Consider the following 26,462-nt stretch of genomic DNA (forward strand, 5'->3'; position numbering starts at 1 on the left):
CAACCTGTGGACAACCGCCTGTGGCACCGCTCTGTCCTGGTCAGACGCCAATGGCCTCTTGCAGCTCCTCTTCCAGCTCCTCTTCCAGCTCTTCCTCGCCGTCCGCCTCGGTCCGGGCTTCGGCCCCGACGTGCCGCCCGGTCCGCGGACCGCCCCGGCCTCCACGGGTCCGCGGACCGCCCCGGCCGGAGCCGTCGCCACGGCGGCCTTCCGCCGCCTCGCCTCGGCCGGCCCTGCCATAAATCAATAGTTGGCTTTTGCAACTATCAACCCGTTGTCCTATACAACTGAATCCCGAGAGGGGCGAGACGGAGGGCGGATCAGTGCCGGACAACCCCGGAGAACGCGAAGAATCGCTGGATGTCATCCAGCGCGAGCTGACCGCCTTCGCGCGTCGCGCGCGGGCCGCGGCAGCTCGCCTCCATCCGGAGCTCCCCCTGGTCTCGTACACGCTTCTGGCACACATCGACGACCAGCACGGCTGCCGCGCGACAGATCTTGCCGCGCACTACATGCTGGACAAATCGACAGTCAGCCGGCAGATCGGCACTCTGGAAAACTCGGACTGGTCGAGCGCCAACGGGACCCGGACGACCACCGCATCCAGGTGCTGCACCCCACCGGGGCCGGGACCCAGGCGCTCGCCTCGACGCAGGCCAGCCGCCGCGCCGCATACCAGGAACGCCTCGCCGACTGGGCGGCGGACGACCTCGCCAGGTTCGCCGAGTGCCTGCTGCGCTACAACTCGGCGGGAGACGCGGGCGTGACCACCCCGCAGGCGCCCTGACCCGCACCCCACAGGCCACCCTGCCCCGTAAAAGCAGCCACGGACGGGCTGCGACCAGGCGGCTCCCGCAGGCATTGGCAACCCTCTCCGAGCCCACCGGCAGCTGGCAGCTGCCAGCTGATATGCCAACCTCTACAGGCCCGCGTCCCTCGCCAACAACGCGGCTTGCACTCGGTTCTCGCATCCCAGCTTCGCCAGGATCCGGCTCACATACGTCTTCACCGTCGCCTCGCTCATGTGCAATCGCCTGCCCGCGTCCGCGTTGGACAGCCCCTCCCCGAGCAGTGCCAGCACCTCGCGCTCCCGCTCGCTGAGCGCGACCATCCGCTGCCGCGCCGCCTCGCCCCGGACCGCTGTGCGGCCCAGGGTCAGCTGATCCACCACATGCCGGGTGGCGCCGGGTGAGAGATAGGCGTCTCCGGCCGCCGCTGCCCGCACCGCCTGGATCAGTTCGGACGGAGCCGTGTCCTTGAGCAGGAAGCCGGCACCCCCCTGCTCCAGCGCACGCAGCACATTCGCCCGCTCACCGAACGTCGTGAGCACGATCACCCGCGCCGCCGGAGCCGCCGTTCGCAGCTCCGCCAGCGCCGTGAGCCCGTCCATCACCGGCATCTGGATGTCGAGCAGCACCACATCCACGGAGTGGGCGCGGACCAGCTCGATGGCCTCTCGACCGTTCGCCGCCTCCGCGACGACCTCGATGGAACGGTCCGAGGTGAGGATCATCCGTATCCCGGCGCGAATGAGGGGCTCATCATCAGCGATGACAACCCTGATCAACCGACCCGTCACTCATACCCCCGCACTCGTCCCGGGCGCCTCATCTACTGGCGACCTCGTAGGACTTCTTCTCGATCAGCTTGCCGTCCCGGAAGCAGAACCGGAACACCGGCTCGATGTCCAAGTCGTCGCCGATCTCGGAGGACATCAGGACCAGACACCTCGCCCCGGCCGGCTTCTCGGGCCCCCCACCGTCCAGTCCGGCCGTCATGAATGTATCCCCGGCAGGCAGCTTCTCCCGCACCTCGTCCTCCGCCGTGCCGATCTCGATCGACCGGTACTGACGCGGATCAATCATCCCCTTGTCCGCCTCCGCCACCAGGAAGTACAGCCCGAAGCCTCAGGCCAGCACCAGCAGCACCAAGGCCCCTGCCCCTATCCCGCAGCCCAGTGCGATCCCGCTGCCCGTACTCTTTCCGCTGCCGCTCATCGCCAACTCCCGCTCGGAAACCGTCCAGTCCATGACCGGACCACCGTTCCCCCGCGGGGCCATCCGGGACTGCTGCCGGAAGTCGTCCTCTGCAGCAACCATCGGCGCGCCCGCCGCCCCGCCGGCCACGCCTTCGGCGCCGTACGGAAGCACCCCGGCCACCCGGAAGCCGCCGTCCTCGGTCCGGCTGGTGTGCACCATGCCGCCGACCAGCCGGGCACGCTCATGCAGACCGGGCAGCCCCTGCCCGCCGCTGACCACCTCACCCGCGGGCCGCGCATGCCGCTGCGGACCATTGACGATCTCGACGACGAACGAATCCGGCTCGTAGCGCAACTCGACCGTGATCGCCGCACCCGGCGCATGCTTGTATGCATTCGTCAGCGCTTCCTGGACGATGCGGTACGCCGCATGGTCCGAGGCCGCCACGAGCGTCCGGATACTTCCCGTACGGCGAAGCTCCACAGCGCTTCCGGCCGCCCGTGCCGCCGCCGTCAGCTCCTCGATGCCGGCGGTGCCCCGTGCCGCCAGCTGCCCGCCCTCGCCGCCCTGCACCGGCCCCTCGACGCCGTCCCGGAGGATGCCGACGACCTCACGCAGCTCGTGCATCGCGTGGACCGAGGCGTCTCGCAGCACCCCTACCACTTCCCGCTGCCGTGCCGTCAGCTCACGGTCGACCTCCAGCGCTCCCGTATGGACAGAGATGAGCGCCAGCCGGTGCCCCAGGCTGTCGTGCATGTCCTGGGCGATCCGCTGGCGCTCCATGAGCCGTGCCTGTCCCACGATCATGGCCCGCTCCCGGACGAGCTGCGCATTGCGCTCCTGCAGGGCGTGCAACAGGGTCCGGCGCTGGGTCCAGTACCGGCTGGCGAGGCCGGGCACGAGGGTCGTCGCAAAAAAATACAGGGTGGTGAACAGCACCTCGGTCAGCGGCCGCGACGCCGGCCAACTCACCGCCATGGTCAGACCCACATAGAACGCGTACGAAGCGGTGAAGGCCCCCAGAGCTCGTCCCGCCCCGGCGATCCGGCGCCCGGAACTCCACGCCACCACCATCAGCAGCAGCGCGAATCCGCCGGACAGCCCGGCCAGGGCGGCCGAGACCACGAGCACGGTCACCGGCAGCCGGCGCCTCATCAAGGACAGCACCACGACCGCGGCCGACACCGTCCACAGACGCAGCTCCCCGCTGCGCAACAGCTCTTCCACGCCGGCCGCGAGCAACCCGAGCACCAGGGCCAGCACGGCCTCTCCGGCCGTCCTGCGCCGGGACCACAGCTCAGGCGCCGCACACCACTGCCAACCGGCCCTGAGCTTCGATATCGCGTACACGCCCCGCACCCTAGGCGGGCCCTCATGGGCATGACGCCCCACTTTCGTCGCACCCTCCCGCAACGAAAGTCGCCCACACCCCGCTCCGCCCGTCGACCACACCGAACCCCGAACGAGAAACACGGCAGACATGGCGGACATAACAGGTATGACGGGCATGACAGGACAATGGCAAACATTGACGAGCGCCAGGGAACGAAGAAGCCCCACAGACCGTTGGCCTGTGAGGCTTCTCTCTTGTGCGCGAGGGGGGATTTGAACCCCCACGTCCCAAAGGACACTGGCACCTGAAGCCAGCGCGTCTGCCGTTCCGCCACTCGCGCAAGAGTGGTGTTTTCAGACTCTCTCACCGTTTGGTGCGAGCGCCTGGCGACATCCGGAAGATTAGCACGCTGGACAGGGTGGATTCACATCCGTTGTTTCACCGAACGCCTGGCGGGAACGGGGAACGCCCAACGGCCGCCCCCACTCCTCCTCAGTACACCCCTGGTGCGGGACACTGTCAGGAGGCCGCCTCTACGATCCGTGTGAGAGGTGACACTCATCCACAGGGCAGACAAGGGGAACCAGCCGATTTCCCGACGCGTGGATACGATCAGTAAGCAGTACAGGGACGACTACAACGGAGGAGGTGCCCCATGGGAGTCATGAAGCGTTTCGAGCAGCGTCTCGAAGGTCTGGTCAACGGCACCTTCGCCAAGGTCTTCAAGTCCGAGGTCCAGCCGGTCGAGATCGCGGGAGCCCTCCAGCGCGAGTGCGACAACAACGCGACGATCTGGAACCGTGAGCGGACCGTCGTCCCCAACGACTTCATCGTCGAGCTCAGCACCCCCGACTACGAGCGACTCAGCCCGTACTCCGGTCAGTTGGGCGACGAACTCTCCGGTCTGGTCCGCGACTACGCCAAGCAGCAGCGGTACACCTTCATGGGCCCGATCAAGGTGCATCTGGAGAAGGCCGACGACCTCGACACCGGGCTCTACCGGGTGCGCAGCCGCACCCTGGCGTCGAGTTCGTCACAGCAGCAGGACCACCAGGACCGGCCAGGACCGCACGGGCAGCCTCCCCACCCGGGCCCGGGGCGTCCCTCGCAGCCCACCAGCGGCTCCGGCTACCCGCCCAGCTCCGCCCCGCCCATGCCCGCGGCCCCGCCGCCGGGCGCGGGCAGGCCCGGAAGCCCCAGTGCCGACCGGCACACGTCGGCCGGGCCCAGCCCCCTGCCGAACGCGCAAGTGCGGCGCTGGATCGAGATCAACGGCACCCGCCATCAGATCTCCCGCCCGACACTGGTGCTGGGGCGCAGCACCGACGCCGATGTGCGGATCGACGACCCCGGCGTATCGCGTCGGCACTGTGAGATCCGGACCGGAACGCCCTCGACGATCCAGGATCTCGGGTCCACCAACGGCATCGTGGTGGACGGGCAGCACACAACCCGCGCTACGCTCCGCGACGGCTCGCGGATCGTCGTGGGCAGCACCACCATCGTTTACCGGCAAGCCGAAGGGTGAAGCGGGGGCAATGTCAGAGCTGACCCTGACGGTCATGCGGCTAGGTTTCCTGGCCGTTCTGTGGCTGTTCGTAATCGTGGCCGTCCAGGTCATCCGCAGCGACCTGTTCGGAACGCGCGTCACGCAGCGCGGCTCACGCCGCACCGCAACCGACGCGCGACCGCCACAGGCACGCCAGAATGCTGCTGCGCCGCCGCAGCAGCAGCGCCAACAGCCCGGCCGCCAGCGCCGGGGGGCACCCACAAAGCTGGTCGTCTCCGAGGGCACCCTCACCGGCACCACGGTGGCGCTCCAGGGGCAGACCATCACGCTGGGCCGGGCCCACGATTCAACGATCGTCCTGGACGACGACTACGCGTCCAGCAGGCATGCCAGGATCTACCCCGACCGTGACGGCCAGTGGATCGTCGAGGATCTCGGGTCCACCAACGGCACATATCTCGACCGGACCCGACTCACCACCCCGACGCCTGTTCCGCTGGGCGCGCCGATCCGGATCGGCAAGACCGTCATCGAGCTGCGGAAGTAGTACGACAATGAGCGAGCGGAGCGAGCGAGCCGCGGCGGCCCGGGCAACGGACCCGGCCCGGCTCCCGACCGGAGGGTGGGCAGTGTGGCTCGAGACCGGCTGTACCCCGAGCCGACGGGCGAGGTGCGCATGAGTCTTTCCCTGCGCTTCGCCGCCGGATCGCACAAGGGCATGATCCGGGAGGGCAACGAGGACTCCGGCTACGCCGGTCCGCGCCTTCTCGCCATCGCCGACGGCATGGGCGGCCAGGCGGCCGGCGAGGTCGCCAGCTCCGAGGTGATCTCCACGCTCGTCCAGCTCGACGACGACGTCCCGGGCTCGGACATCCTCACTTCGCTCGGCATGGCGGTCCAGCGGGCCAACGACCAACTGCGCATGATGGTCGAGGAGGACCCCCAGCTGGAGGGCATGGGCACCACGCTCACCGCCCTGCTCTGGACCGGCCAGCGCCTCGGCCTCGTCCACGTCGGCGACTCCCGCGCCTACCTGCTGCGCGACGGCGTGCTCACCCAGATCACCCAGGATCACACCTGGGTGCAGCGGCTGGTCGACGAGGGCCGGATCACCGAGGAAGAAGCGACCACCCACCCCCAGCGCGCCCTTCTGATGCGTGCGCTCGGCAGTGGCGATCACGTCGAACCCGATCTCTCCATTCGCGAGGTCCGGATCGGCGACCGCTATCTGATCTGCTCCGACGGACTCTCCGGCGTCGTCTCGCACCAGACGATGGAAGAGACCCTCGCCAGCTACCAGGGCCCCCAGGAGACCATCCAGGAGTTGATCCAGCTCGCCCTGCGCGGCGGCGGCCCGGACAACATCACCTGCATCGTCGCCGACGTCCTCGACGTCGACAGCAACGACACCCTCGCCGCACAGCTCAACGACACCCCGGTCGTCGTCGGCGCGGTCGCCGAGAACCAGGCCGCCCAGCAGAACGACGGCGGCGCCATGCAGACCCCCGCCGGCCGAGCGGCCGGCCTCGGCCGTCCCGTCCCGCCGCCCGCGGGCGGCTTCGGCCCGCCCGGGAGCGGCGACGACGACGCGGGCTACGGCGGAATGCCGGACAGCTCCTTCGACGCGTACACCGACGACGACTTCGTCAAGCCCGGCGGCGGCCGCAAGTGGTTCATGAGGTCCCTCTACACCGTGCTCGTGCTCGCCGTCATCGGCGGCGGTCTCTACGGTGGCTACCGCTGGACACAGAACCAGTTCTACGTCGGCGCGAAGGACGAACACGTCGCACTGTTCCGGGGCATCAGCCAGGACCTGGCGTGGGTCTCGCTCTCGAAGGTCGAGAAGGACCACCCCGAGATCGAACTCAAGTACCTCCCGCCCTACCAGCGCAAGCAGGTCGAGGCGACCATCGCCGAGGGCGACCTCAGCGCCGCACGCGAGAAGGTCAGCGAACTCGCGGTCCAGGCATCCGCCTGCCAGAAGGACGCCCAGCGGCGCGCGGCCGCGAAGATCAGCTCCGACGAGGGCCAAGCCAGTGGTACGGACTCGGACGCCGCCAAGACCTCCGATCCCACCAAGACCAAGCCGACCGCAGCGACTCCCACTCCTGGTCCCAGCCTCTCGGAGGAAGAGAAAAAGCTGGTCCCGCAGTGCGGTAAGCAGTAAAGCCGTAGGGGGCCTTCAGCACCATGAGCGTTGTCACCAATACGACCACGATCGGCGCGATCGACGCACCGAGCCGTCGCAACACCGAACTGATGATGATGGTCTTCGCCGTCGCCATCTCGGTGTTCGCCTACGCCAACGTCGGGCTCGCCATGGACGGCAAGCTCCCGTCCGGCATGTTCGGATACGGAGGCGGGCTCATCCTGCTCGGCGGCGTCGCCCACCTCATGGTGCGCAAGTTCGCGCCCTATGCGGATCCGCTGCTGCTCCCGCTCGCCACCCTGCTCAACGGCCTGGGGCTGGTGCTGATCTGGCGACTGGACCAGTCGCCGAGGCTGATCCAGCGTGCGGAGACCCTGTACGGGGCGTACAGCCCGGATGCCCCGAAGCAGCTGTTGTACTCGGCGATCGGCGTCGCCCTCTTCGTCGCCGTGCTGATGATCCTCAAGGACCATCGCATCCTCCAGCGCTACACCTACATCTCGATGGTCGCGGCGCTGATCCTGCTGATCCTGCCGATGTTCTTCCCCGCGGTGAACGGCGCGAAGATCTGGATCAGCCTCGGCCCGTTCACGATCCAGCCGGGAGAGTTCGCCAAGATCCTGATCGCGGTGTTCTTCTCCGGCTACCTCATGGTGAAGCGTGATGCGCTGGCGCTGGCCAGCCGCCGCTTCATGGGGCTGTACCTGCCGCGCGGACGCGACCTCGGACCGATCATCACGATCTGGGCCCTGTCGATCCTGATCCTGGTCTTCGAGACGGACCTCGGCACCTCGCTGCTGTTCTTCGGCCTCTTCGTCGTGATGCTGTACGTCGCCACCGAGCGAACCAGCTGGATCGTCTTCGGTCTGCTGATGTCCGCGGTGGGCGCGGTGGGTGTGGCGTCCTTCGAGTCTCATGTGCAGGCCCGTGTGACCGCCTGGCAGGACCCGTTCGCCTGCTTCGAGACCAATGGAGCCTGCGAGCAGATCTCGAACGCCATCATGTCGTTCGGTTCGGGCGGCACACTGGGAACCGGCTGGGGGCAGGGGCACTCCGACCTGATCGGCTTCGCCGCCAACGCCGACTTCATCCTCTCCACCGTCGGCGAGGAGCTGGGCCTGGCCGGGATGATGGCCGTCCTGCTGATCTACGGCCTGATCATCGAGCGGGGCGTCCGCACCGCGCTCGCCGCCCGTGACCCCTTCGGCAAGCTGCTCGCCATCGGGCTGTCCGGGGCCTTCGCCATCCAGGTCTTCGTGGTCGCCGGCGGTGTCATGGGGCTCATCCCGCTCAGCGGTATGACCATGCCGTTCCTCGCGTACGGCGGCTCGTCCGTGCTGGCCAACTGGGCACTGATCGCCATCCTGATCAGGATCAGCGACACCGCTCGACGCCCCGCGCCGGCCCCCGCACCGTCGCCCGACGCCGAGATGACCCAGGTGGTCCGACCGTGAACAAGCCTCTGCGCCGGATCGCGATCTTCTGCGGAGTCCTCATCCTGGCTCTCCTGGTGCGGACCAACTACCTCCAGTACGTCCGCGCCGACGAGCTGAACAGCCGCGACGAGAACCGCCGCGTCCGCATCGAGCGTTACGCACACGAGCGCGGCAACATCATCGTCGACGGCAACCCCGTGACGGGGTCGGTCGAGACCAAGGTGGGCGACTTCAAGTACAAGCGCGTCTGGAAGAACGGCCCCATGTGGGCACCCGTCACCGGGTACTCCTCGCAGGCCTTCGACGCCAACTTCCTCGAAAAGATCGAGGACGGCATCCTCACCGGCAACGACGACCAGCTCTTCTTCAACCGGACCCTGTCGATGTTCACCGGTGAGAAGAAGCAGGGCGGCAACGTCGTCACCACCCTCAACGGCGCCGCCCAGAAGGCCGCCTTCAAGGGGCTCGGCGACAAGAAGGGCGCCGTCGCCGCGCTCGACCCGCAGACCGGCGCCATCCTGGCCCTCGTCAGCACCCCGTCGTACGACCCCTCCACCTTCGCGGGCAACTCCGACGCCGACTCCAAGGCCTGGCAGAAGCTCTCCAAGGACAAGGACAAGCCGATGCTCAACAGGGCATTGCGCGAGACCTACCCGCCCGGCTCGACCTTCAAGGTCGTCACCGCCGCCGCAGCCCTGGAGAACGGGCTGTACAAGGGCATCGACGACAAGACGAACTCCCCGCTGCCCTGGCGGCTCCCGCTGACCACCGGCAACCTCGACAACGAGGGCAACATCCCGTGCGAGAACGCCTCGCTCCGGGAAGCGCTGCGGTGGTCCTGCAACACCGTCTTCGGCAAGATCAGTGACGATCTCGGCAACCAGAAGATGATCGACGAGGCCAAAAAGTTCGGCTTCAACAAGGAGATCTTCACCCCGGTCCGCGCCGACGCCAGCGTCTACCCCAAGGACAACCGCCCGCAGAACGCCATGGCCGGCATCGGCCAGGCGTCCAACCGCGCCACCCCGCTGCAGATGGCGATGGTCGCCGCCGCGGTCGCCAACGACGGCAAGCTGATGCAGCCGTACATGGTCGCCGAGCGCCAGGCCCCCAACCTGGACGCGATCTACACCCACGAGAAGGAGCAGCTCAGCCAGCCCCTCTCGGGTGAGAACGCCCAGAAGCTCCAGCAGATGATGGAGACTGTCGTCGAGAACGGCACGGGAACGAAAGCCAAGATCCCCGGCGTCACCGTCGGTGGCAAGACGGGTACGGCCCAGCACGGCCTCAACAACAGCGAGAAGCCGTACGCCTGGTTCATCTCGTACGCCAAGACCGACAAGGGCTCCCCGGTCGCCGTCGCCGTGGTCGTCGAGGACAGCCAGGCCAACCGCGACGACGTATCCGGTGGCGGTCTGGCCGCCCCGATCGCACGGGATGTGATGAAGGCGGTCATCGACAGCAGAAGGTGATGCCCATCACATCGGGTGCCATACCTGCACATTGGGATACCGGTCAGATATCAGGTCCGGACTCCGGGCCGATCAGATGGTGCGCGGCCGGTAGCGTATGCGCGAGCAGCACACCGCCGGACCGCACACCGGTGCGGTCGGGACTGACGGAGAGGGCTGGAACAGTTATGGAAGAGCCGCGTCGCCTCGGCGGCCGGTACGAGCTGGGCTCGGTGCTCGGCCGTGGTGGCATGGCCGAGGTCTACCTCGCACACGACACCCGGCTCGGCCGCACCGTAGCGGTGAAGACACTGCGGGCCGATCTGGCCCGCGATCCGTCCTTCCAGGCCCGGTTCCGCCGTGAGGCCCAGTCCGCCGCCTCGCTCAACCACCCGGCGATCGTCGCTGTCTACGACACCGGTGAGGACTACGTCGACGGGGTCTCCATCCCGTACATCGTCATGGAGTACGTCGACGGGTCGACGCTCAGAGAACTTCTGCACTCCGGCCGCAAGCTGCTGCCCGAGCGCACCCTGGAGATGACCGTCGGCATCCTCCAGGCGCTGGAGTACTCGCACCGCGCGGGCATCGTCCACCGCGACATCAAGCCGGCGAACGTCATGCTGACGCGCACCGGCCAGGTCAAGGTCATGGACTTCGGCATCGCCCGCGCCATGGGCGACTCCGGTATGACGATGACCCAGACCTCGGCCGTCATCGGCACCGCCCAGTACCTCTCCCCGGAGCAGGCCAAGGGCGAGCAGGTCGACGCACGCTCCGACCTGTACTCGACCGGCTGCCTGCTCTACGAGCTGTTGACGGTCCGGCCGCCGTTCATCGGGGATTCGCCCGTCGCGGTTGCCTACCAGCACGTACGGGAAGAGCCGCAGAAGCCCAGCAACTTCGATCCCGAGATCACGCCCGAGATGGACGCGATCGTGTTGAAGGCCCTGGTCAAGGACCCCGACTACCGCTACCAGTCGGCCGACGAGATGCGCGCCGACATCGAGGCCTGCCTCGACGGCCAGCCGGTCGCCGCCACTGCGGCGATGGGTGCGCCCGGTTACGGCGGCTACGACGGATACGGCAACGACCAGCCCACCACCGCGCTGCACGCCGCCGATCAGAATGGCGCGCCCACGTCCATGCTGCCCCCGGTCAACCCGGACGACGGCGGCTACGACGACCGATCGGGCCGTCGGCGCCAGAGGAAGAGCAACACCTCGACGATCCTGCTGATCGTCGCGGGTGTCCTGGTGCTGATCGGCGCGATCCTGATCGGCCGGTCGGTGTTCAGTGACACCAACAGCAACAGCAACAGCGTCGATGTACCGAACATGGTCGGCTTGACCGTGCCGAAGGCGGAGAACCTCGCGAAGAACGCCGAAGTCGTCCTCAAGGTCGGCTCGCACGAACCGTGCGAGGACCAGGCCAAGGGCAAGATCTGCAGCCAGACCCCGACCGCCGACGGCAAGATGGCGGAGAAGGAGGTTGTCACGGTCGTCGTCTCCACCGGCGCGCCGAAGGTCGAGGTGCCGGACGTCACGGAGAAGTCCGAGGAGAACGCCCGCAAGAACCTTGTGGAGAAGGGCTTCACGGTGAATGTCACCACCGTCGAGTCCGGCAAGCCCGCAGGTACGGTCATCACCCAGAATCCCGAGGGCGGCGCGAAGGCCGAGAAGAACTCCGAGGTCACGATCACGGTCGCCAAGCAGGCCACCCAGAAAGTGCCGAACGTGACCGACCGGGACTACGACGCCGCGGTGGCCCAGCTCAACGGCCTGGGCTTCAAGAACGTCTCCAGGACCGATGTGGATTCGGAGAAGACCGCGAACCAGGTGATCAGTCAGACCCCGCCGCCCGACTCGGCGCAGCCGCTGACCGCTCAGATCGTCCTGACGGTCTCGAAGGGCCCGCAGCAGCCCGAGAAGGCCTCGGTTCCCGACCTGCAGGGCAAGACCCTTGGCGAGGCGAAGGCCCTGCTCGCCGGGGCGGGGCTGCAGCTCGGCCAGGTGCAGGGACCGAATGACGACAACGCGAAGGTCATCACCTACCAGCCCGGTGCCGGCCAGCAGGTCGACAAGAACAGCGCGGTCAACGTGTGGACCCTGCCGAGCGGTGGCGGCGGAAACGGCAACTTCTTCGACTGACCGTCCGGCTCACGACGGCACTGACCCCGAGCCGCACCGAATGCCAAAGGGCCCCGGCACCGCAACGGTGCCGGGGCCCTTTGCCGTGCCAGGCACGCCGACTCCGACCCGATGTACCGCACAGGCGACCGCGAACCGATCGTGTCTTCGCCCATCAGGAGCGTGATCGACGAGACCGCTCCGGTGGATCACAGGCTTCACGTCAGAGCCTCACCGGGCGGACGGCACTCGCCCCGGTGACACCGCTGTCCTTGTCGCCGGACGGTATGCACGTGACCACCGCCGGAGTCCGTGCCTGCTTCGAGGTGACGGCACCCATGCTGCTCCGGGAGGAGACGCGGGCGCGAAGCTGCGGATACTCGAGTAGACCCAGAACGGCAGAAGGCCCGAAGTCGCAAGGACCGGTTGCGACTTCGGGCCCGGCTCAGCGTATCGACGAGAGGCCTCAGCGAAGCTCCGCCGGCTTCGTACGGTCCTTGTCCACCTTCTCCGTACGCACCAGCTCGCCCCACACGATGTAGCGGTACTTCGAGGTGTAGACCGGTGTGCAGGTGGTCAGTGTGATGTAGCTGCCGGGCTTCTTCGCTCCCGAACCCTTGGGCACCGCCTGCAGGACGTCGACGTTGTACTTGGATGTCTCGGGAAGCTCCTTGAAGACCTTGTAGACGTACCAGGTGTCCCTGGTCTCGAAGACGACCGCGTCCCCCGTCTGCACCTTGTCGATGTTGTGGAACTTGGCACCGTGCCCGTCGCGGTGTGCCGCCAGGGTGAAGTTGCCCTTGTCGTCCCAGGGGAGAGCCGACTTCACCGGGTCCGTGTAGTAACCCGCGATACCGTCGTTGAGGTTCTCGGTGTCGGTGCCCTTCTTGACGAGCACTTCGCCGTTCTTCATCGACGGAACGTGCAGGAAGCCGATGCCGTCCTTGGTGTCCAGCGCGCCCGGCCCGCCCGCCCACCGGTCGCGGACGGTGTGGCCCTGTTTGGTGGCCTCGCGATCGGCGAGCACGTTCGTCCACCAGAGGGAGTAGACGACGAAGAGCCCCAGCACCAGGCCCGCGGTGATCAGCAGTTCACCGAAGATGCTGATCGTGGTCGCGACGGGATGGCGGACTCCGCGCCGCGGCGGGGGCGCGGACTCACCGATTTGCTCTTCGTGCTCGGTCCTCGCTGTCACCGCACCCGTCCCTGTCGTGATGATGTTTCAGCCCATGAGCGCGTCGGGCTTCCCCTTGCTGCGCGGTCGTTCGTCGACCATCTTGCCCCAGACGATCAAACGGTACGTACTCGTGAATTCCGGCGTACAGGTCGTCAGGGTGAGGTACCGGCCCGGCCCGGTGAACCCCGAACCGGGCGGCACCGCACCGATCACCGAGACATTGGACGGCGAAGTCTGCGGAAGGGTCTTCGTCGCCTCGTACGTGTAGTAGGCGTCCTGCGTCTCGACCACGATCAGGTCGCCGGGGCGCAGCCTGTTGATGTAACGGAACGGTTCGCCGTGCGTGTTGCGGTGGCCCGCCAGCGCGAAGTTGCCCTGCTTGGCGGACGGCATCGCGGTGCGCAGCGTGCCTTCGCTGTAGTGGCCGATCATGCCCCGGTCGAGGACCTTCTCCTTGCTGATGCCCTCGGCGATCGGAGCGACGACGTCCAGTTTCGGGATGTGGATGATGGCGAATCCCTGCCCCGCCTCGAACACTCCCGGGTCGCGGTCGCCCTTCGCCCAGTCGTCCTGGATCTTGTGCGTCTGCTTGCCGGCGTACTGGTCGGCGCGCACGTTCGTCCACCACAGCTGGTAGGTGACGAACAGCAGCATCAGCACACCGAGCGTGATGAACAGCTCTCCGACGACCCGGCTGGCGACAACGGCCGGGCTGTCCTTGGCCGCGCGCGCCGCGCGCCGGGCCTCGACACGCGACATCGGCTTCGTGGCCGACGGCACAGCCGTTGCCGTGGCCTCCGGCCGTGATCCGGTACGTCGGCGGCCGCGCCCCTTCGCCGCGCGTCGGCGCTCGGCGCGGCCTCCGGTACGCGGTTCCGGATCGGCCGCACCGGGCTCCGGGCCCCGTTCCGGCTCCGCTTCCGCTTCCGGTTCCGTGATGCCTTCCGCATCGCTCGTCGGCACCGGCACCCGTCCGAGTCCCGGCTCCGGCCCGGTATTCGGCTGCCGGTTCGTCACCGCCTGACCGACCGGGCGGCGGGTGTCCGCCGCCCGCAGCACGGCCGTCTGCTCGTTCACGGGAAGGGGCTTGGGGACGGGCTGCACCCGGGGTGCCGACGCGGGCGTCTGCTGCCCGTACCAGTCCCGTTCGAACCCCTCGGGGTCGTACCACTCCCGCGGGGTCCCCGCCGGGCCCTGCACTCCCTGCGACGCCGGTCCGGGTGCTTGTCCCGGTGTCTGCCCCGGTGCTTGTCCCGGTGTCTGCGCGTGCGTCCGCGTCTGCGGTTCCTGCGTCCCGGGATCCGGTGCCCGGTGCAGCCCCCGCCCGCGCCTCTGCTCCACACCCGGCTCCCCGGGCTCCTCCGGCAGGAGGCTGCCGGACCGGAACCACGGCGAGGCGTGCTGTCCCGGCAGCGGATCGTTCAACGGGTCCGCCAGCTGGTCAACCGCCGCCTCGAACACGCCTGCGGCCTCGTACGCTCCTTGCTCGTACGGGCCGTCCTCTCCGGCGTCGTGTTCGGGGCGGAGTGCCGTCACGCGGCGGCCTTGCCCACCACCGGCGCGAGCCCCACCGACCGCGCGACGGCTGCTGTGTCGCCGCACTGTGCCAGCCAGTTGGCCAGCATCAGATGGCCGTGCTCGGTCAGCACCGACTCCGGATGGAACTGCACGCCCTCCACCGCCAGTTCGCGGTGGCGCAGCCCCATGATGATGCCGTCGGTGGTGCGCGCCGTCACCTCCAGCTCCGGCGGGACGGTGTCGGGTTCGGCGGCGAGCGAGTGGTAGCGGGTCGCGGTGAAGGGGGACGGCAGGCCGGTGAAGACCCCGGTGCCCTCATGGGTCACCAGCGAGGTCTTGCCGTGCAGCAACTCCGGGGCGCGGTCCACCACACCTCCGTACGCCACCGCCATCGACTGCATCCCGAGGCAGACACCGAAGACCGGGACGCCCGTGTCCGCGCAGTGGCGGACCATGTCGACGCAGACACCTGCCTGCTCCGGGGTGCCGGGGCCGGGTGACAGGAGCACTCCGTCGAAGCCGTCCTGGGCGTGTGCCGTGGTCACCTCGTCGTTGCGCAGCACTTCGCACTCGGCACCGAGCTGGTAGAGGTACTGGACGAGGTTGAAGACAAAGCTGTCGTAGTTGTCCACGACAAGGATGCGGGCGCTCACTGTCCGGCCCCCGTCCCGGTCGAGCCGTCGACCGTCACATCACCGAACGGAAGCAGCGGCTCCGCCCAGGGGAAGACGTACTGGAAAAGTGCGTAGACGACGGCCAGCACCAGCACGAGCGAGATGAGCGCACGCACCCATGCGTTGCCCGGCAGATGCCGCCAGATCCAGCCGTACATGCTGTCCCCTCCCATTCGGTACGGGACCAGACTAAAGGGCGGGGGCGGGAGCGTGGGTCAGCTGTGGAAAGCTGCCGGCTTGCCGTCGGTCACGGGCTGGGTCGCATCGAGGTGCGCCCAGGCGATCAGCCGGTGGCTGCTGCCCCATTCGGGGTCGCACGTGGTCAGCGTCAGATAACGGCCCGGCCCGTCGAAGCCCGACTTGCGGGGTACGGGGTCGATGACCCCGATGTCGCCCGGCACCGTCCGGTAGGGCTTCTCGTCGATGCGGTACGTGAACCACGTCGTCCCGTCCGTCAGCAGGACCGCGTCGCCCGGGCGCAGCTTCGGGAAGTCCTTGAACGGGTCCCCGTACGTGCGGCGGTGCCCGGCCACCGCGAAGTTGCCCGTCGCGCCGAGCCGGGCGGTTCCCCGGTAGTGGCCGAGCCCCTTCTGCAAGGTCCTGACCTCGGTGTTCTCCAGGACGGGCCACTCCCAGCCCCTGCCGAAGCGGGGAATGTACAGCATCGCGAACGGCTTGCCGTCCCGGTATTCCGCGGGGGCGGGCGGCGCCGACGGTTTCGGGGATGTGTCCGGCGCGGGGGCGGACACCGTTCCCCGCGCCCACTGACTGCGCAGGGTGTCGATCTGTCCCTCGGTCGCGCCCGCGGCCTTCACTCCGGTCCAGAACAGCACGTACACCACGAAGAGCACGATCAGGGCACCGACGGTGATGCAGAGTTCACTGAACGTCCTCACGATCAGTCGCACCGACACCCCGTCGGCCTCCCCACAGATGCTCGCTACTTCGCCGGCTCCGCATAGTGGAGGTCCACTGTGCCCGAATAGCCGGGAAGAGTCACCGCCTCGTGCTCGTCGACTTTCCAGCCGAGACCGTACGCCTTCACGTACAGCAGGTAGTTGCTGATCGCCGGGGAGTTGTCGAGTCCCCGCTTCAGTTCGGCCGGGTCGCCGACTGCGGTGATCTTGTACGGCGGGGAGTAGACCCGGCCCTGGAGGATCAGGGTGTTGCCGACGCAGCGGACCGCGCTCGTGGAGATCAGCCGCTGGTCCATGACCTGGATGCCCTGGGCGCCGCCCTGCCAGAGGGCGTTGACGACCGCCTGCAGGTCTTGCTGGTGGATGACCAGGTCATTGGGTTGCGGGTCGGGGTAGCCGGGGTTGGCGGTGGCGTTGGGCGGGGCGTCGTCGAGGGTGACGGACACGGACCGGCCGGTGAGCTCTGTGGTGCCCGCGGCCCGCTCCAGCGCCTTCAGCCGGGTGTCCTCCGCCTCGGTGCTGCCGTCGTCGCGGCGTACGAGGGTGTCGATGTCCTCGCGCGCGGACGCGTTGGTCTCGTCCAGTTGGGCGTTCTTGCCGCTGCGCTGCTGGATGAGGTCGGAGAGCTTCAGCAGCGAGGAGTCGGTGCGGATGTTGGTGCCCTTGGCCGTGTTGGCACTGGTGACGAAGATCAGTCCGGCGAGAGCGAAGACGGCAGCGGTGAGCACCCGGACCGGGTGCCGGAAGGTACGCCGGACCGGTCCTCGGGGGGAGTCGGCAGAATTGCTCAACGTACCCTTATCTCCTTCGGAGCCACGGAAGCACTACGCTAACGGACGCCCCGGGGAGGCAGCATTCCCCCTCGCGCCCCGCCCCGGCGCCAGCCACAGTTCCCTGCGCGGTCACGCAGCGCATCGACAGGAGAGTTCCTCGTGCCGAAGTCACGTATCCGCAAGAAGGCCGACTTCACGCCCCCTCCGGCGAAGCAGGCAACCAACATAAAGCTGACCAGCCGCAGCTGGGTGGCGCCGGTGATGCTGGCGCTCTTCCTGATCGGTCTGGCCTGGATCGTCGTTTTCTACGTGACCGACGGCCAACTGCCGATCGATTCACTGGGGAACTGGAACATCGTCGTCGGCTTCGGCTTCATCGCCGGCGGCTTCGGCGTCTCCACGCAGTGGAAGTAGTGCCACAGGGCATCTGATCCCACAGCGGGACCCGGTCCCGCAACCCTTGCCCCGAGTTACCCACAGCGTTATCCACAGGCAGGGGAAAAGGTCAGACGATCTGTGGATAACTCTCTGGCTGTTGACGCCGATGTGACTGCAGTCTCCCTCGCCGAGGGATGGCGCGCCCCTTGTCCCTGCTGGAAAAACCCAGCTCAGCGACAAGGGGCACAGTTGTTCCCACAGAATGCACAAGTCTGGCACGCGCTGTGGACAACCGACGCTGTGGACGCCGGTCAAGGAAGAACCCCGGGGAGAACCGGGTCTGTGGCGGTGTCCGCTCGGGCAGGCGCGACTGTGCGCGGGCAGGGCAAGCGTTCTCAGGCAGGCGCGGCTGTTCCCGAGCAAGCGGTCTCAGGTGAGCGGTCTCAGGTGAGCGCGGCTGTTCTGGCCATGACGATGGCGACCACGGCCACCAGGACCAGGGCGCAGGTGCCGTACTGCACGAGTGCGCGCCGCTCACGGGGTGCGTGCACCATGCCGATCGCGATCAGGGTGCCCGCGATCAGGCCGCCGACATGCGCCTGCCAGGCGATTCCGCCCCAGGGGTTGAAGGTGATGACCAGGTTCACCGCGAGAAGCACGAAGACCGGGCGCATGTCGTAGTTGAGCCGGCGCATGAGCACGGCGGTGGCGCCCAGCAGGCCGAAGATCGCCCCGGAGGCACCGAGCGAGCCCTGTTCGGGCGCGGCGAGCCAGTAGGTGAGGGCGCCGCCCGCCAGGCCGGAGAGCATGTAGAGCGTGAGGTAACGGGCACGGCCGAGCGCCGCCTCCAGCGGCCCGCCGAGCCACCACAGCCCCAGCATGTTGAAGACGATGTGCCACACCTCCTGGTGCAGGAACATCGACGTGAACAGCCGGTACCACTGGCCCTCGGCGACACCTTCCAGCGGACCGCCGAAGTAGGTCGTGGCGCGGCCGAGCAGCAGCAGCTCGTTGACCAGCTCGCCGTTGGCCCGCACGGCGATGTACACGGCGACGTTGATGCCGAGGAGGATCTTGGTGATGAGGCGGGGGTCGGCCACGATGCTGCCGCCGGCGACGGTCCGGGGCTGTTGGGCGGCCGGGCCGTGTCCCGTGCCGGATCCCTGGCGGACGCAGTCCGGGCACTGGAAGCCGACCGAGGCGTTGACCATGCACTCGGGACAGATCGGGCGGTCGCAGCGGACGCAGCGGATATGCGTCGCACGGCCGGCGTGGCGGTAGCAGCTCACCGAGCCGTCCGCGGTGGCGGACCGGTCCTGCTCTCCCGGCGGCTGCTGGTCCATCGGCCCCATGGCTTCCCGGTCCTCTCGGTCCTCGTCGTAGCGGCGGTGCGCACAACGCCGCCCTGCTCGTCCGCTATGTAACAAGTACGGACGAGCAGGGCGGTTGGTTCCCGAGAGGGCAATCAGCCAGTGATCACCCGATGACCACTAGTGATCACCGGTTCTCGATGACGACCGACTCGATCACGACGTCCTTCAGCGGGCGGTCGGTACGGGGGTTGGTCTGGGCGGACGCGATGGCGTCCACGACCTTCTGGCCGGCGGGGTCGACGACCTCGCCGAAGATGGTGTGCTTGCCGGTCAGCCAGGCGGTCGGCGCAACCGTCACGAAGAACTGCGAACCGTTGGTGCCCGGGCCGGCGTTGGCCATGGCCAGCAGGTACGGCTTGTTGAAGCTGAGGTCGGGGTGGAACTCGTCACCGAACTCGTATCCCGGACCACCGGTGCCGTTGCCCAGCGGGTCGCCGCCCTGGATCATGAAGCCGCTGATGACGCGGTGGAAGACGGTGCCGTCGTACAGCCGGTCCGTGGACTTCTTGCCGGTCTCGGGATGCGTCCACTCACGCTCGCCCTGGGCGAGCTCGACGAAGTTCTTGACCGTCTTGGGTGCATGGTTCGGCAGAAGCCGGATCTCGATGTCACCCTGATTGGTCTTCAAGGTGGCGTAAAGCTGCTCAGCCACGATCTGCCTTCCGTGAGTCTTCGGTGACGTCACGTCCGCGGTGGGTGACGTCAGGTCTGCGATGACGTTCCACCGATCCTCGCACGGACCTTCCGCTCCGACGTCCGGCCGCCACCCCGAACGCACTCCGGTCACCTCCTTGCCCGATCGGGAGCCCGGTGCGACCGCGCCGTCTCCGCCCCGTTCGCCTGCGACTTCCCCGGAACCGCGTCCCTGCCGCTCCCCGCAGGAACAAATGCGGCCAAGTGCGTGACCAACCGGCGCGGGCTGAACCGAACCGTGGCATTGTCGTCGGCAAGCTCCCCTTGCACCGCATTGCCAGAAAACGTCAGCCATGACCTGAATGACCCGGATGCCTGTCCCGCATGCCGTGCAGGCCCAGGGCGGGCATGATCTCGAAATGGGTGGAAAGGCGGAGTACCTACCCGCCACCAAGGAGGAGGATCCCGTGACCCGCATCGACAGCGTGCGCGCCGCAACCGACTCGGCCAAGGACAGCGTGCAGCACGCCGCGGAAGTGGTGGCGCCCTATGCCGACTCGGCCAAGGACCAGGCCGCACATCTCGCATACGAGGCCCGCACACGGCTCGCGCCGAAGGTGTCGAAGGCAGCCCAGCAGGCGCGCGTCCAATACGACGCGCATCTCGCACCACGTATCGAACTGGCCCGTGCCCATGTGCCCCCCAAGGTCGACGAGGTGGCCCAGCGCGCCGCGCGCCGCACCCGCCGGGCCGCCCGCACCGCCGCGGACTACACCGTGCCACGTGTCGAGCATGCGATGGCCGTCGCCCAGCCCGTGGCCGAGGAGGCCTCGGCCCGCAGCGCCGCCGCGCTGGCCGCGCTCCGTGGGCAGGTCACCGCGAAGGAGATCAGGCAGCTGGCCAGGAAGCACGAGCGGCGGGCCAAGGCCGGCCGGCTCTTCAAGGTGTTCGCCGTGGCCGGCGTCGTGGCGGGCGGCGCCTACGCCGCCTGGAGGTGGTGGGACAGGCAGGCCAACCCGGACTGGCTGGTCGAACCGCCCGCTCCCACGGAGGTCTCCGACCGCGCACCGCTGACCTCCGTCGACGGCAGCGGCCCGACTTCGCTCGACCCGGAGGCCCAGGCCAAACAGGCCGATGCGGAGAACAAGGGGACGGACGGCCCCGAGGGTGTGGACGGCACCGATCTCGACGACCGCCGCTGAGCAGTCCCCGCACAACGGAACGGGCGTCGGAAGACCTTGTCTTCCGACGCCCGTTCTGTCTGTCGTATGTGGAGCCTAGGAGATTCGAACTCCTGACATCTGCCTTGCAAAGGCAGCGCTCTACCAACTGAGCTAAGGCCCCGAAAAAACGGACAGCACCAGACACTTCAGTGTCTCGGCGACCGCCGCAGACCAGAGTACCGGGTACCCCCCGGAATCTTGCAAAAAACAAGGACTCCCGGTCGGCGACCACTCTCCGTAAGATGCTCGACGAGGTTCGCAGCAGCGAAGCCGCAGCGAAGGGGAGACGCCATGGATGCCGCCCAGCAAGAAGCAACAGCAAGGGCCAGGGAGCTTCAGCGCAGTTGGTACGGAGAACCTCTCGGGGCACTTTTCCGTCGGCTGATCGATGATCTCGGCCTGAACCAGGCCCGGCTCGCCGCGGTGCTCGGGCTGTCCGCCCCCATGCTCTCCCAGCTGATGAGCGGCCAGCGGGCCAAGATCGGTAACCCCGCGGTCGTCCAGCGCGTCCAGGCGCTCCAGGAACTGGCCGGTCAGGTCTCCGACGGCAGCGTCAGCGCGGGAGAGGCCGCCGACCGCATGGAAGAGATCAAGAAGTCCCAGGGCGGCTCCGTCCTCACCGGAACCAGCCAGACCGCCCACACCGGCGGCGCCCCGACCGTCCGGCGCGTGGTGCGTGAGATCCAGTCGCTGCTGCGGTCGGTCTCGGCCGCCGGCGACATCATCGATGCCGCCGACTCCCTCGCCCTGACCCACCCGGAGCTGGCAGAGTTCCTCAAGGTGTACGGCGCGGGACGCACTGCGGACGCGGTGGCGCATTACGAGGGACACCAGAGCTAGGGCCTGTCCGACATGTCCTAGGGCACTACCCCGAGAGCCGGGCACGAGCCGAAACAGGAACTGGGAGCGGGCGCAGCGCAATGGGTGAGGTCTTCGCCGGTCGGTACGAACTGATCGATCCGATCGGACGTGGTGGGGTCGGCGCCGTCTGGCGTGCCTGGGACCACCGGCGCCGCCGCTATGTGGCGGCCAAGGTCCTCCAGCAGAGCGACGCACACACGCTGCTGCGCTTCGTCCGCGAGCAGGCGCTGCGGATCGAGCATCCGCATGTGCTGGCCCCGGCCAGCTGGGCCGCGGACGACGACAAGGTCCTGTTCACCATGGATCTGGTGAGCGGCGGTTCGCTGGCCCATGTCATCGGCGACTACGGGCCGCTGCCTCCTCGTTTCGTCTGCACGCTGCTCGACCAACTGCTGTCCGGGCTGTCGACGGTGCATGCGGAGGGCGTCGTGCACCGGGACATCAAACCCGCCAACATCCTGATGGAGGCCACCGGGACCGGCCGGCCGCATCTGCGGCTGTCCGACTTCGGTATCTCCATGCGCAAGGGCGAGCCGCGTCTCACCGAGACCAACTATGTGGTGGGAACGCCGGGTTATTTTGCGCCGGAGCAGATGATGGGCGCGGAACCCGATTTCCCCGCGGACCTGTTCGCGGTCGGCCTCGTGGCGCTGTATCTGCTGCAGGGGAAGAAGCCTGACGCGCAGGCCATCGTCGAGCACTTCGCCGCGTACGGGACTCCCGGCGCCCCGGAAGGGATTCCCGAGCCGCTGTGGCAGGTCCTCGCGGGGCTGCTGCAGCCGGATCCCCAGGCCAGGTTCCGCACGGCCACGGGTGCGCGCAAGGCGCTGACGGCCGCGGTGGACATGCTGCCCGAGCCCGGCGTCGACGACGAGCCGGTGGAGGTGTTCGACCAACTCGGGCCGCTGCCCGCCGGTTTCGGGCCTGACGGACCGGTCACGCCTCCCAGAACGGCCGTGCAGGACGCACAGGCCGTACCACCCGCACAGCAGAGCCAGGCGGCCCAGCAGCCCGTGCAGCAGCCCTACACCCAGCCGCCGGCCCCGATGTCGGAGACGGGCAGCTTCCACCTCCCGCCGCCTCCGCAGCAGCCCGCATCGCCGCTCCAGCCGTCGCAGACTGCCACACCTCCCGCTCCGCTCCCGGCACACACGGCCGCCCCGTTCGCCGCACCCGCACCGGATCCTTCGCAGGCTTCCACGGCCGGGGTGCACCACGAGCCGGCTCTCACCCGGGCCTACACCACCGGGCAGCCGCAGGTTCCCGCCACGGGGTACCCCGCGCACGCACCGCAGAAGCGTCCGGGACCGCCCCTGAAGGTGGCGGTCCCGGTCCTGCTGGTGGCGCTGCTCTGTTTCGCCGTGGGTGTCTGGGCGCTGACCCAGAGCTGAGTGCGTCGGCCGGATCCCCGAGCCGTACGCGGCAGCGGTTCCGGCCGGCTACCAGGTCTGCGGCGGGCCGCCGTAGGGCGGTTGCCCACCCCCGGCCGGGCTCCCCGCGGCGGGGTCGTTCGAACCGGGCGGGGCCGTCTGCCCCGGCAACGCCTCCGGGCCCGCCGGACCCGTCGGCGCGGTCACCGCGCGGCGCCGGGCCAGCAGCGTCCACACACCGAGCCCGAGCACCAGCACCGCACCCGCACCTATCCCGGCCACGCCGATCTTCCTCATGGTGGCGCTCCTGGCCGCCTCGGGGTCGCTCTTGCCGCTCTTGGCCATGTCCCGGTCGTCCTGCGTGACCACGAAGTCCCCGGCATTCCCCGCGTACGGCGACTTCCGCGCCGTCCCCTCGACCTTGATCCTGAGGTTCAGCGGGATGGCCTTGTCGCCGTACGACTTCGCGATCTTCGGGTTGAGCGTCACCGACAGGTAGTACCAGCCGGCGAACCGCATGGCGCTGACGCTGCTGGTGGAGTTGTAGCGGTTCTCGTACGCCACCGGGGGCAGCGGATCCAGCGATACGGATGCGGGCTTGCCGGAGTACGACAACGGTGTCGCGTCGTCGACATGGCCATGGGCCGGATTGTCCAGGGACACCGCGAGCGCGCTGCCGATGAATTCGTCCGAGGCGTTGTTGTTGCTCAGGTCGGCGGTGGCGAAGATCTGCTGGCCCCAGTCCACCGGCACCCGGTAGAAGCGGGTCTGCCCCGGCGCGATGTCGTCGTGCCACTCGCCGGTTTCCAGGCTGGTCGCGTCGTAGTAGCTGGTGCCGCCCGACCGCTTCTGCGGGGCGGTGGTGGGGGGCGCGGGGGAGGCCGACGGCCAGTTCTCCGGCGCCTCGGTCGGCATCGAACCGGGCGATTTCAGCTGCGGTTCCGACTTGTAACGCAGTTCCAGGTCCCATTCACCGGGTGAGGACGTGGCCTTGCTCTCCCGCTCGATCAGGACGTTGTACGTTCCGGCTTCCTGGCAGGTGCTGCTGTCCTTCGCCGTGATCCGGTACGCGTACGCCGCGATCGGACGTGGATATTCCGCCGACTCGAACCGGGCGCTCTCCGAGCTGCACTGCAGGTCCGTGCTGTCCCTGATGCTGACCGTGATGCCATCCCCGTAGGCGACCTGGCCGCCGCCCCTGGGCACGGCCACCGCCGAGACGTACGCGTTCGTCTTCGCGTCGAGGTTCAGGCGGTAGTAGAGCTTCTCGCCGGGCTTGATCGAGCTCTTGTAGACCGATCCGGATGTGAGCGCCGACGCCTCGGTGCTGACCTCTACGCCGCTGACCTGCTTCGCCCCGGGCTCGAAGGTGTACGCGGTGTCCTCCCCGGCCGCGTACGCCTCCCCCGGCAGCGCCGCCGCCGCGCACATCGCCGCGACGGCGGCCAGCGCCACCCGGCCCCTGTTGCGCTGCCTCATCACGCGCTTCCCCTCGTCGTCTGTGTGGCGCGCCTGCGACGCCCGCGTACGAACACGAGCTCCGCGATCACCACCGCCATGGCGCCCGCCCCGGCAGCGGCCGCCATGCCGGTCCATCCTGCCCCGCCCGTACCGCTGCTGTCTCCGACGCCGCTCGAATTGCCCTTCTTGTCTGGCTTCTTGACCATGACAGCGGCGTGCGTCCGGGAACCGTCGACGCCGTACGCGAGGCCGATGTGCAGTGCACCGAGCGCGCCGACGACCACCCGAGCCCTGGAAGGCCCTCGGCGGCCTCACGCAACGACAGTCCGACAGACAGCGCCGCCCCTGGGCTCCACGGCCGCCGACCGACCCCCGTGCCGGCGCAGCCACCGGGGCGGCCTGCGCCGAACATCCACACCCAACATCCACATCCGCAGCCGCAGTGGCAGCCGCAGCCGGACGGCATCGGTCCCGTGACCTCACACGTACCCGGCCGAAAAACCCGGATCTTTTGCTCTCGCAACCTATTGATTCACCTAAGCAAATCCAAGAAGAGTGCAGGCGTCACGGCCCCGCTCACGGCCCCGCAACAGCACGAAGCCCCGGCCGCTCAGCGACCGGGGCCCGCAATCAGGCTGTTCTGTCTCACACACCCGAACCTGCGGGTACGGAGTCAGTCGCCTCCGTCCACAGATCCTGCTCGGCGCGATCCGCCTGGATCTGGCGGTACACGAGGAGCCCGCCGATGGCGGCCAGTGCGACCAGGAGAAGCTTCTTCACCGCGCGACCTCGTCTTTCCTTGACGTAGGGGACTTCTGCCGCCCGACTATACACACCGGCCGATATCGATCGGTGACCTGCCTGCGACCCAACTGGCGCCCGGGGAAGGCGATCACCCGGGAATCGCTCCGACCGGGGGCCACGCCCGTGCCGATCGTCCCGCGCGAGCCCGTCAAACCCGGCTGCACCAGACGAGTGGTGTTCATCTGAAGATCGGCAGATCTGCGGCGTCGGTCCACGAATTCGCGGGCCACATCCACATCATCAGAAAGGTAAGCAAACCGGACCACCCGAAAGCGAGGGGCCATGAGCACCGTCAAGGCCAGGAGCATCTGGACCGCCTTCGTCACCGCCTTCTTCGCGGTCCTCGCCGCTCTGGGGCTCATGAGCACCCCCGCGGCGGCCACGGAGCCGAGCGCCACGGAGCCGACCGCCACGAACCAGGAACACACGGGTGCGACCGCGGCAACCGCGACCACCCTGTCGGTGCGATGGACCCTTCCGCGTGACAGGGCGCTGCCACCCACGATGAAGCAGCGCATCCGCGCCGAGGCACACGGCTCCTCACCCGCCACCCGGCATCTGTCCGCAGACACGACGGACGCCACGGAAAGCAGGAGCTCCGCCCGCGCCACCCACGGAGCCCCGGCGGGGGACACGTCCCTCCTCCCACCGTGAGAGCCGCGCAACCGACGTACAGAGCCCCCGGGGCCGGTTCACACCGGGCGGGGGCTTCTCCGTGCGTTCCAGCCCCGCCCTGCCCCCTCCCGACGCGAGGACAGGGGCCAGAGAACAAGGGCCAGAGGACAGAAGACAGGCGAGGAGGACAGCAGAATGGATGGCAAGGAGAACAGCGGGGGCACCCGGCCCGACACACGCACCCCGTACACGGAACCGCACGCTGGACCGCGCCCGGACCGTACCCGGCCCACACCCGGAACCCGTCGCACCGACCACACGCAGAAGGCCCGGTGTCTCCGAAGAGACACCGGGCCTTCTGTTTTCACTGTGGGGCTAACAGGCTGTTTTCACTGTGGGGCTAACAGGATTTGAACCTGTGGCCTCATCCTTATCAGGTCGGTCTATCCGGGCCTCTGGGGCTGGCAAGTCCGGCTCACCTCCCTGAGTACCTGCCGACTTGGTTCGTGGTTGACCGCTCCGGGTCGCTGCTGTTGGTGTCATCTGCTGATGTCACTCGCGGGCTCGGGCTTGACATCGCCACCCGCCCCAACCCACCACTCGCCCCAGCTCCCATCCCGTCCGCCTTCGACCCACACACCGTGGAGCGGTCGTGGTTCAGGGCGTCAAGGTGGAGCGCGCCACTGTACGAACGACCT

Annotated in this window: 26 protein-coding genes, 2 tRNA genes and 1 pseudogene; 13 read left to right on the forward strand and 16 right to left on the reverse strand. The window is 68.3% G+C overall.

The features are described from left to right. Positions 1 to 58 precede the first annotated feature (58 nt). The gene (locus tag ACF08M_RS22300; RefSeq protein ID WP_392186997.1) at positions 59 to 250 is read left to right on the forward strand and encodes a hypothetical protein; all 192 of its coding nucleotides are present in this window, start codon (positions 59 to 61) and stop codon (positions 248 to 250) included. Between the two features lie 73 nt (positions 251 to 323). Continuing rightward, positions 324 to 787: pseudogene (locus tag ACF08M_RS22305) on the forward strand (MarR family winged helix-turn-helix transcriptional regulator). Positions 788 to 919: 132 nt separating this feature from the next. Here the strand turns inward: ACF08M_RS22305 and ACF08M_RS22310 are convergent. The 4 genes from ACF08M_RS22310 to ACF08M_RS22325 form a co-directional block, all read right to left on the reverse strand. Further along, positions 920 to 1,579: a response regulator gene (locus tag ACF08M_RS22310; protein WP_392186998.1), complete on the reverse strand. Its 660-nt coding sequence runs from the start codon at positions 1,577 to 1,579 to the stop codon at positions 920 to 922. Between the two features lie 28 nt (positions 1,580 to 1,607). Beyond that, positions 1,608 to 1,865, reverse strand: a complete 258-nt coding sequence (locus ACF08M_RS22315) for a hypothetical protein (RefSeq protein WP_392186999.1) — start codon at positions 1,863 to 1,865, stop codon at positions 1,608 to 1,610. A 42-nt stretch (positions 1,866 to 1,907) separates the two neighbouring features. Then, a complete protein-coding gene (locus ACF08M_RS22320) occupies positions 1,908 to 3,329 on the reverse strand; it encodes a sensor histidine kinase (RefSeq protein WP_392187000.1) in 1,422 nt (473 codons plus the stop codon). 240 nt (positions 3,330 to 3,569) lie between these two features. Then, a tRNA-Leu gene (locus ACF08M_RS22325) sits at positions 3,570 to 3,652 on the reverse strand. A gap of 315 nt (positions 3,653 to 3,967) precedes the next feature. Here ACF08M_RS22325 and ACF08M_RS22330 point away from each other — a divergent pair. The 6 genes from ACF08M_RS22330 to pknB all read left to right on the forward strand — a co-directional run bounded on the left by ACF08M_RS22330 (position 3,968) and on the right by pknB (position 12,008). Continuing rightward, a complete protein-coding gene (locus ACF08M_RS22330; protein WP_392187001.1) occupies positions 3,968 to 4,840 on the forward strand; it encodes an FhaA domain-containing protein in 873 nt (290 codons plus the stop codon). 10 nt (positions 4,841 to 4,850) lie between these two features. Continuing rightward, positions 4,851 to 5,369, forward strand: a complete 519-nt coding sequence (locus tag ACF08M_RS22335) for an FHA domain-containing protein (protein ID WP_392187002.1) — start codon at positions 4,851 to 4,853, stop codon at positions 5,367 to 5,369. 129 nt (positions 5,370 to 5,498) lie between these two features. Then, positions 5,499 to 6,989: a PP2C family protein-serine/threonine phosphatase gene (locus ACF08M_RS22340; protein ID WP_392187003.1), complete on the forward strand. Its 1,491-nt coding sequence runs from the start codon at positions 5,499 to 5,501 to the stop codon at positions 6,987 to 6,989. Positions 6,990 to 7,012: 23 nt separating this feature from the next. Further along, on the forward strand, positions 7,013 to 8,425 hold the full coding sequence (locus ACF08M_RS22345; protein WP_392187004.1) for an FtsW/RodA/SpoVE family cell cycle protein: 1,413 nt from the start codon (positions 7,013 to 7,015) through the stop codon (positions 8,423 to 8,425). Further along, positions 8,422 to 9,879, forward strand: a complete 1,458-nt coding sequence (locus ACF08M_RS22350) for a peptidoglycan D,D-transpeptidase FtsI family protein (protein ID WP_392187005.1) — start codon at positions 8,422 to 8,424, stop codon at positions 9,877 to 9,879. The genes ACF08M_RS22345 and ACF08M_RS22350 overlap by 4 nt, the downstream gene beginning before the upstream one ends. Positions 9,880 to 10,046: 167 nt before the next feature. Then, positions 10,047 to 12,008, forward strand: coding sequence for a Stk1 family PASTA domain-containing Ser/Thr kinase (gene pknB / locus ACF08M_RS22355; protein ID WP_392187006.1), 1,962 nt, complete (start codon positions 10,047 to 10,049; stop codon positions 12,006 to 12,008). Positions 12,009 to 12,453: 445 nt separating this feature from the next. On the opposite strand, the gene ACF08M_RS22360 is transcribed toward pknB, so the two are convergent. The 6 genes from ACF08M_RS22360 to ACF08M_RS22385 are packed head-to-tail and all read right to left on the reverse strand — an operon-like array spanning position 12,454 to position 17,064. Next, positions 12,454 to 13,182 (reverse strand): class E sortase, encoded by a 729-nt coding sequence (locus ACF08M_RS22360; protein WP_392187007.1) that lies wholly within the window; start codon positions 13,180 to 13,182, stop codon positions 12,454 to 12,456. Between the two features lie 27 nt (positions 13,183 to 13,209). Beyond that, on the reverse strand, positions 13,210 to 14,700 hold the full coding sequence (locus ACF08M_RS22365; RefSeq protein WP_392187008.1) for a class E sortase: 1,491 nt from the start codon (positions 14,698 to 14,700) through the stop codon (positions 13,210 to 13,212). Then, positions 14,697 to 15,335, reverse strand: a complete 639-nt coding sequence (locus tag ACF08M_RS22370; RefSeq protein ID WP_392187009.1) for an aminodeoxychorismate/anthranilate synthase component II — start codon at positions 15,333 to 15,335, stop codon at positions 14,697 to 14,699. The genes ACF08M_RS22365 and ACF08M_RS22370 overlap by 4 nt, the downstream gene beginning before the upstream one ends. Beyond that, positions 15,332 to 15,514 carry a hypothetical protein gene (locus ACF08M_RS22375; RefSeq protein WP_351072028.1) on the reverse strand — a complete coding sequence of 61 codons (183 nt, stop codon included), beginning with the start codon at positions 15,512 to 15,514 and terminating at the stop codon, positions 15,332 to 15,334. Before ACF08M_RS22375 ends, ACF08M_RS22370 begins: the two co-directional genes overlap by 4 nt. 57 nt (positions 15,515 to 15,571) lie before the next feature. Then, a complete protein-coding gene (locus ACF08M_RS22380) occupies positions 15,572 to 16,270 on the reverse strand; it encodes a class E sortase (protein ID WP_392187010.1) in 699 nt (232 codons plus the stop codon). 26 nt (positions 16,271 to 16,296) lie between these two features. Further along, positions 16,297 to 17,064: a DUF881 domain-containing protein gene (locus ACF08M_RS22385; protein WP_392187011.1), complete on the reverse strand. Its 768-nt coding sequence runs from the start codon at positions 17,062 to 17,064 to the stop codon at positions 16,297 to 16,299. Between the two features lie 141 nt (positions 17,065 to 17,205). Here ACF08M_RS22385 and crgA point away from each other — a divergent pair, with 141 nt between their 5' ends. Then, on the forward strand, positions 17,206 to 17,460 hold the full coding sequence (crgA, locus tag ACF08M_RS22390; protein ID WP_392187012.1) for a cell division protein CrgA: 255 nt from the start codon (positions 17,206 to 17,208) through the stop codon (positions 17,458 to 17,460). Positions 17,461 to 17,867: 407 nt separating this feature from the next. Here the strand turns inward: crgA and ACF08M_RS22395 are convergent, their stop codons facing one another. Next, positions 17,868 to 18,767, reverse strand: a complete 900-nt coding sequence (locus tag ACF08M_RS22395; RefSeq protein WP_392187029.1) for a rhomboid family intramembrane serine protease — start codon at positions 18,765 to 18,767, stop codon at positions 17,868 to 17,870. 154 nt (positions 18,768 to 18,921) lie between these two features. Beyond that, complete coding sequence (locus ACF08M_RS22400) at positions 18,922 to 19,449, reverse strand: peptidylprolyl isomerase (RefSeq protein WP_392187013.1); 528 nt, start codon at positions 19,447 to 19,449, stop codon at positions 18,922 to 18,924. 448 nt (positions 19,450 to 19,897) lie between these two features. Between ACF08M_RS22400 and ACF08M_RS22405 the strand changes: the two genes are divergently transcribed. Then, on the forward strand, positions 19,898 to 20,632 hold the full coding sequence (locus tag ACF08M_RS22405; RefSeq protein ID WP_392187014.1) for a DUF5324 family protein: 735 nt from the start codon (positions 19,898 to 19,900) through the stop codon (positions 20,630 to 20,632). Between the two features lie 69 nt (positions 20,633 to 20,701). Here the strand turns inward: ACF08M_RS22405 and ACF08M_RS22410 are convergent. Then, positions 20,702 to 20,774: transfer RNA gene (locus ACF08M_RS22410), tRNA-Ala, on the reverse strand. A gap of 170 nt (positions 20,775 to 20,944) precedes the next feature. On the opposite strand from ACF08M_RS22410, the gene ACF08M_RS22415 reads away from it, so the two are divergent. Then, complete coding sequence (locus ACF08M_RS22415; RefSeq protein WP_392187015.1) at positions 20,945 to 21,493, forward strand: helix-turn-helix domain-containing protein; 549 nt, start codon at positions 20,945 to 20,947, stop codon at positions 21,491 to 21,493. Positions 21,494 to 21,573: 80 nt separating this feature from the next. Further along, on the forward strand, positions 21,574 to 22,905 hold the full coding sequence (locus tag ACF08M_RS22420; RefSeq protein ID WP_392187016.1) for a serine/threonine-protein kinase: 1,332 nt from the start codon (positions 21,574 to 21,576) through the stop codon (positions 22,903 to 22,905). Between the two features lie 48 nt (positions 22,906 to 22,953). Here ACF08M_RS22420 and ACF08M_RS22425 read toward each other — a convergent pair whose 3' ends face one another. The 3 genes from ACF08M_RS22425 to ACF08M_RS22435 all read right to left on the reverse strand — a co-directional run bounded on the left by ACF08M_RS22425 (position 22,954) and on the right by ACF08M_RS22435 (position 25,125). After that, on the reverse strand, positions 22,954 to 24,363 hold the full coding sequence (locus ACF08M_RS22425) for a hypothetical protein (RefSeq protein ID WP_392187017.1): 1,410 nt from the start codon (positions 24,361 to 24,363) through the stop codon (positions 22,954 to 22,956). After that, positions 24,363 to 24,551, reverse strand: coding sequence for a hypothetical protein (locus tag ACF08M_RS22430; protein WP_392187018.1), 189 nt, complete (start codon positions 24,549 to 24,551; stop codon positions 24,363 to 24,365). Before ACF08M_RS22430 ends, ACF08M_RS22425 begins: the two co-directional genes overlap by 1 nt. A gap of 439 nt (positions 24,552 to 24,990) precedes the next feature. Then, positions 24,991 to 25,125: a DLW-39 family protein gene (locus tag ACF08M_RS22435; RefSeq protein WP_003958712.1), complete on the reverse strand. Its 135-nt coding sequence runs from the start codon at positions 25,123 to 25,125 to the stop codon at positions 24,991 to 24,993. Positions 25,126 to 25,431: 306 nt separating this feature from the next. Between ACF08M_RS22435 and ACF08M_RS22440 the strand changes: the two genes are divergently transcribed. Beyond that, positions 25,432 to 25,803, forward strand: a complete 372-nt coding sequence (locus ACF08M_RS22440) for a DUF6344 domain-containing protein (RefSeq protein ID WP_392187019.1) — start codon at positions 25,432 to 25,434, stop codon at positions 25,801 to 25,803. Positions 25,804 to 26,462 lie beyond the last annotated feature (659 nt).

It is taken from the genome of Streptomyces sp. NPDC015032 (assembly GCF_043080425.1).
Classification (GTDB): domain Bacteria; phylum Actinomycetota; class Actinomycetes; order Streptomycetales; family Streptomycetaceae; genus Streptomyces.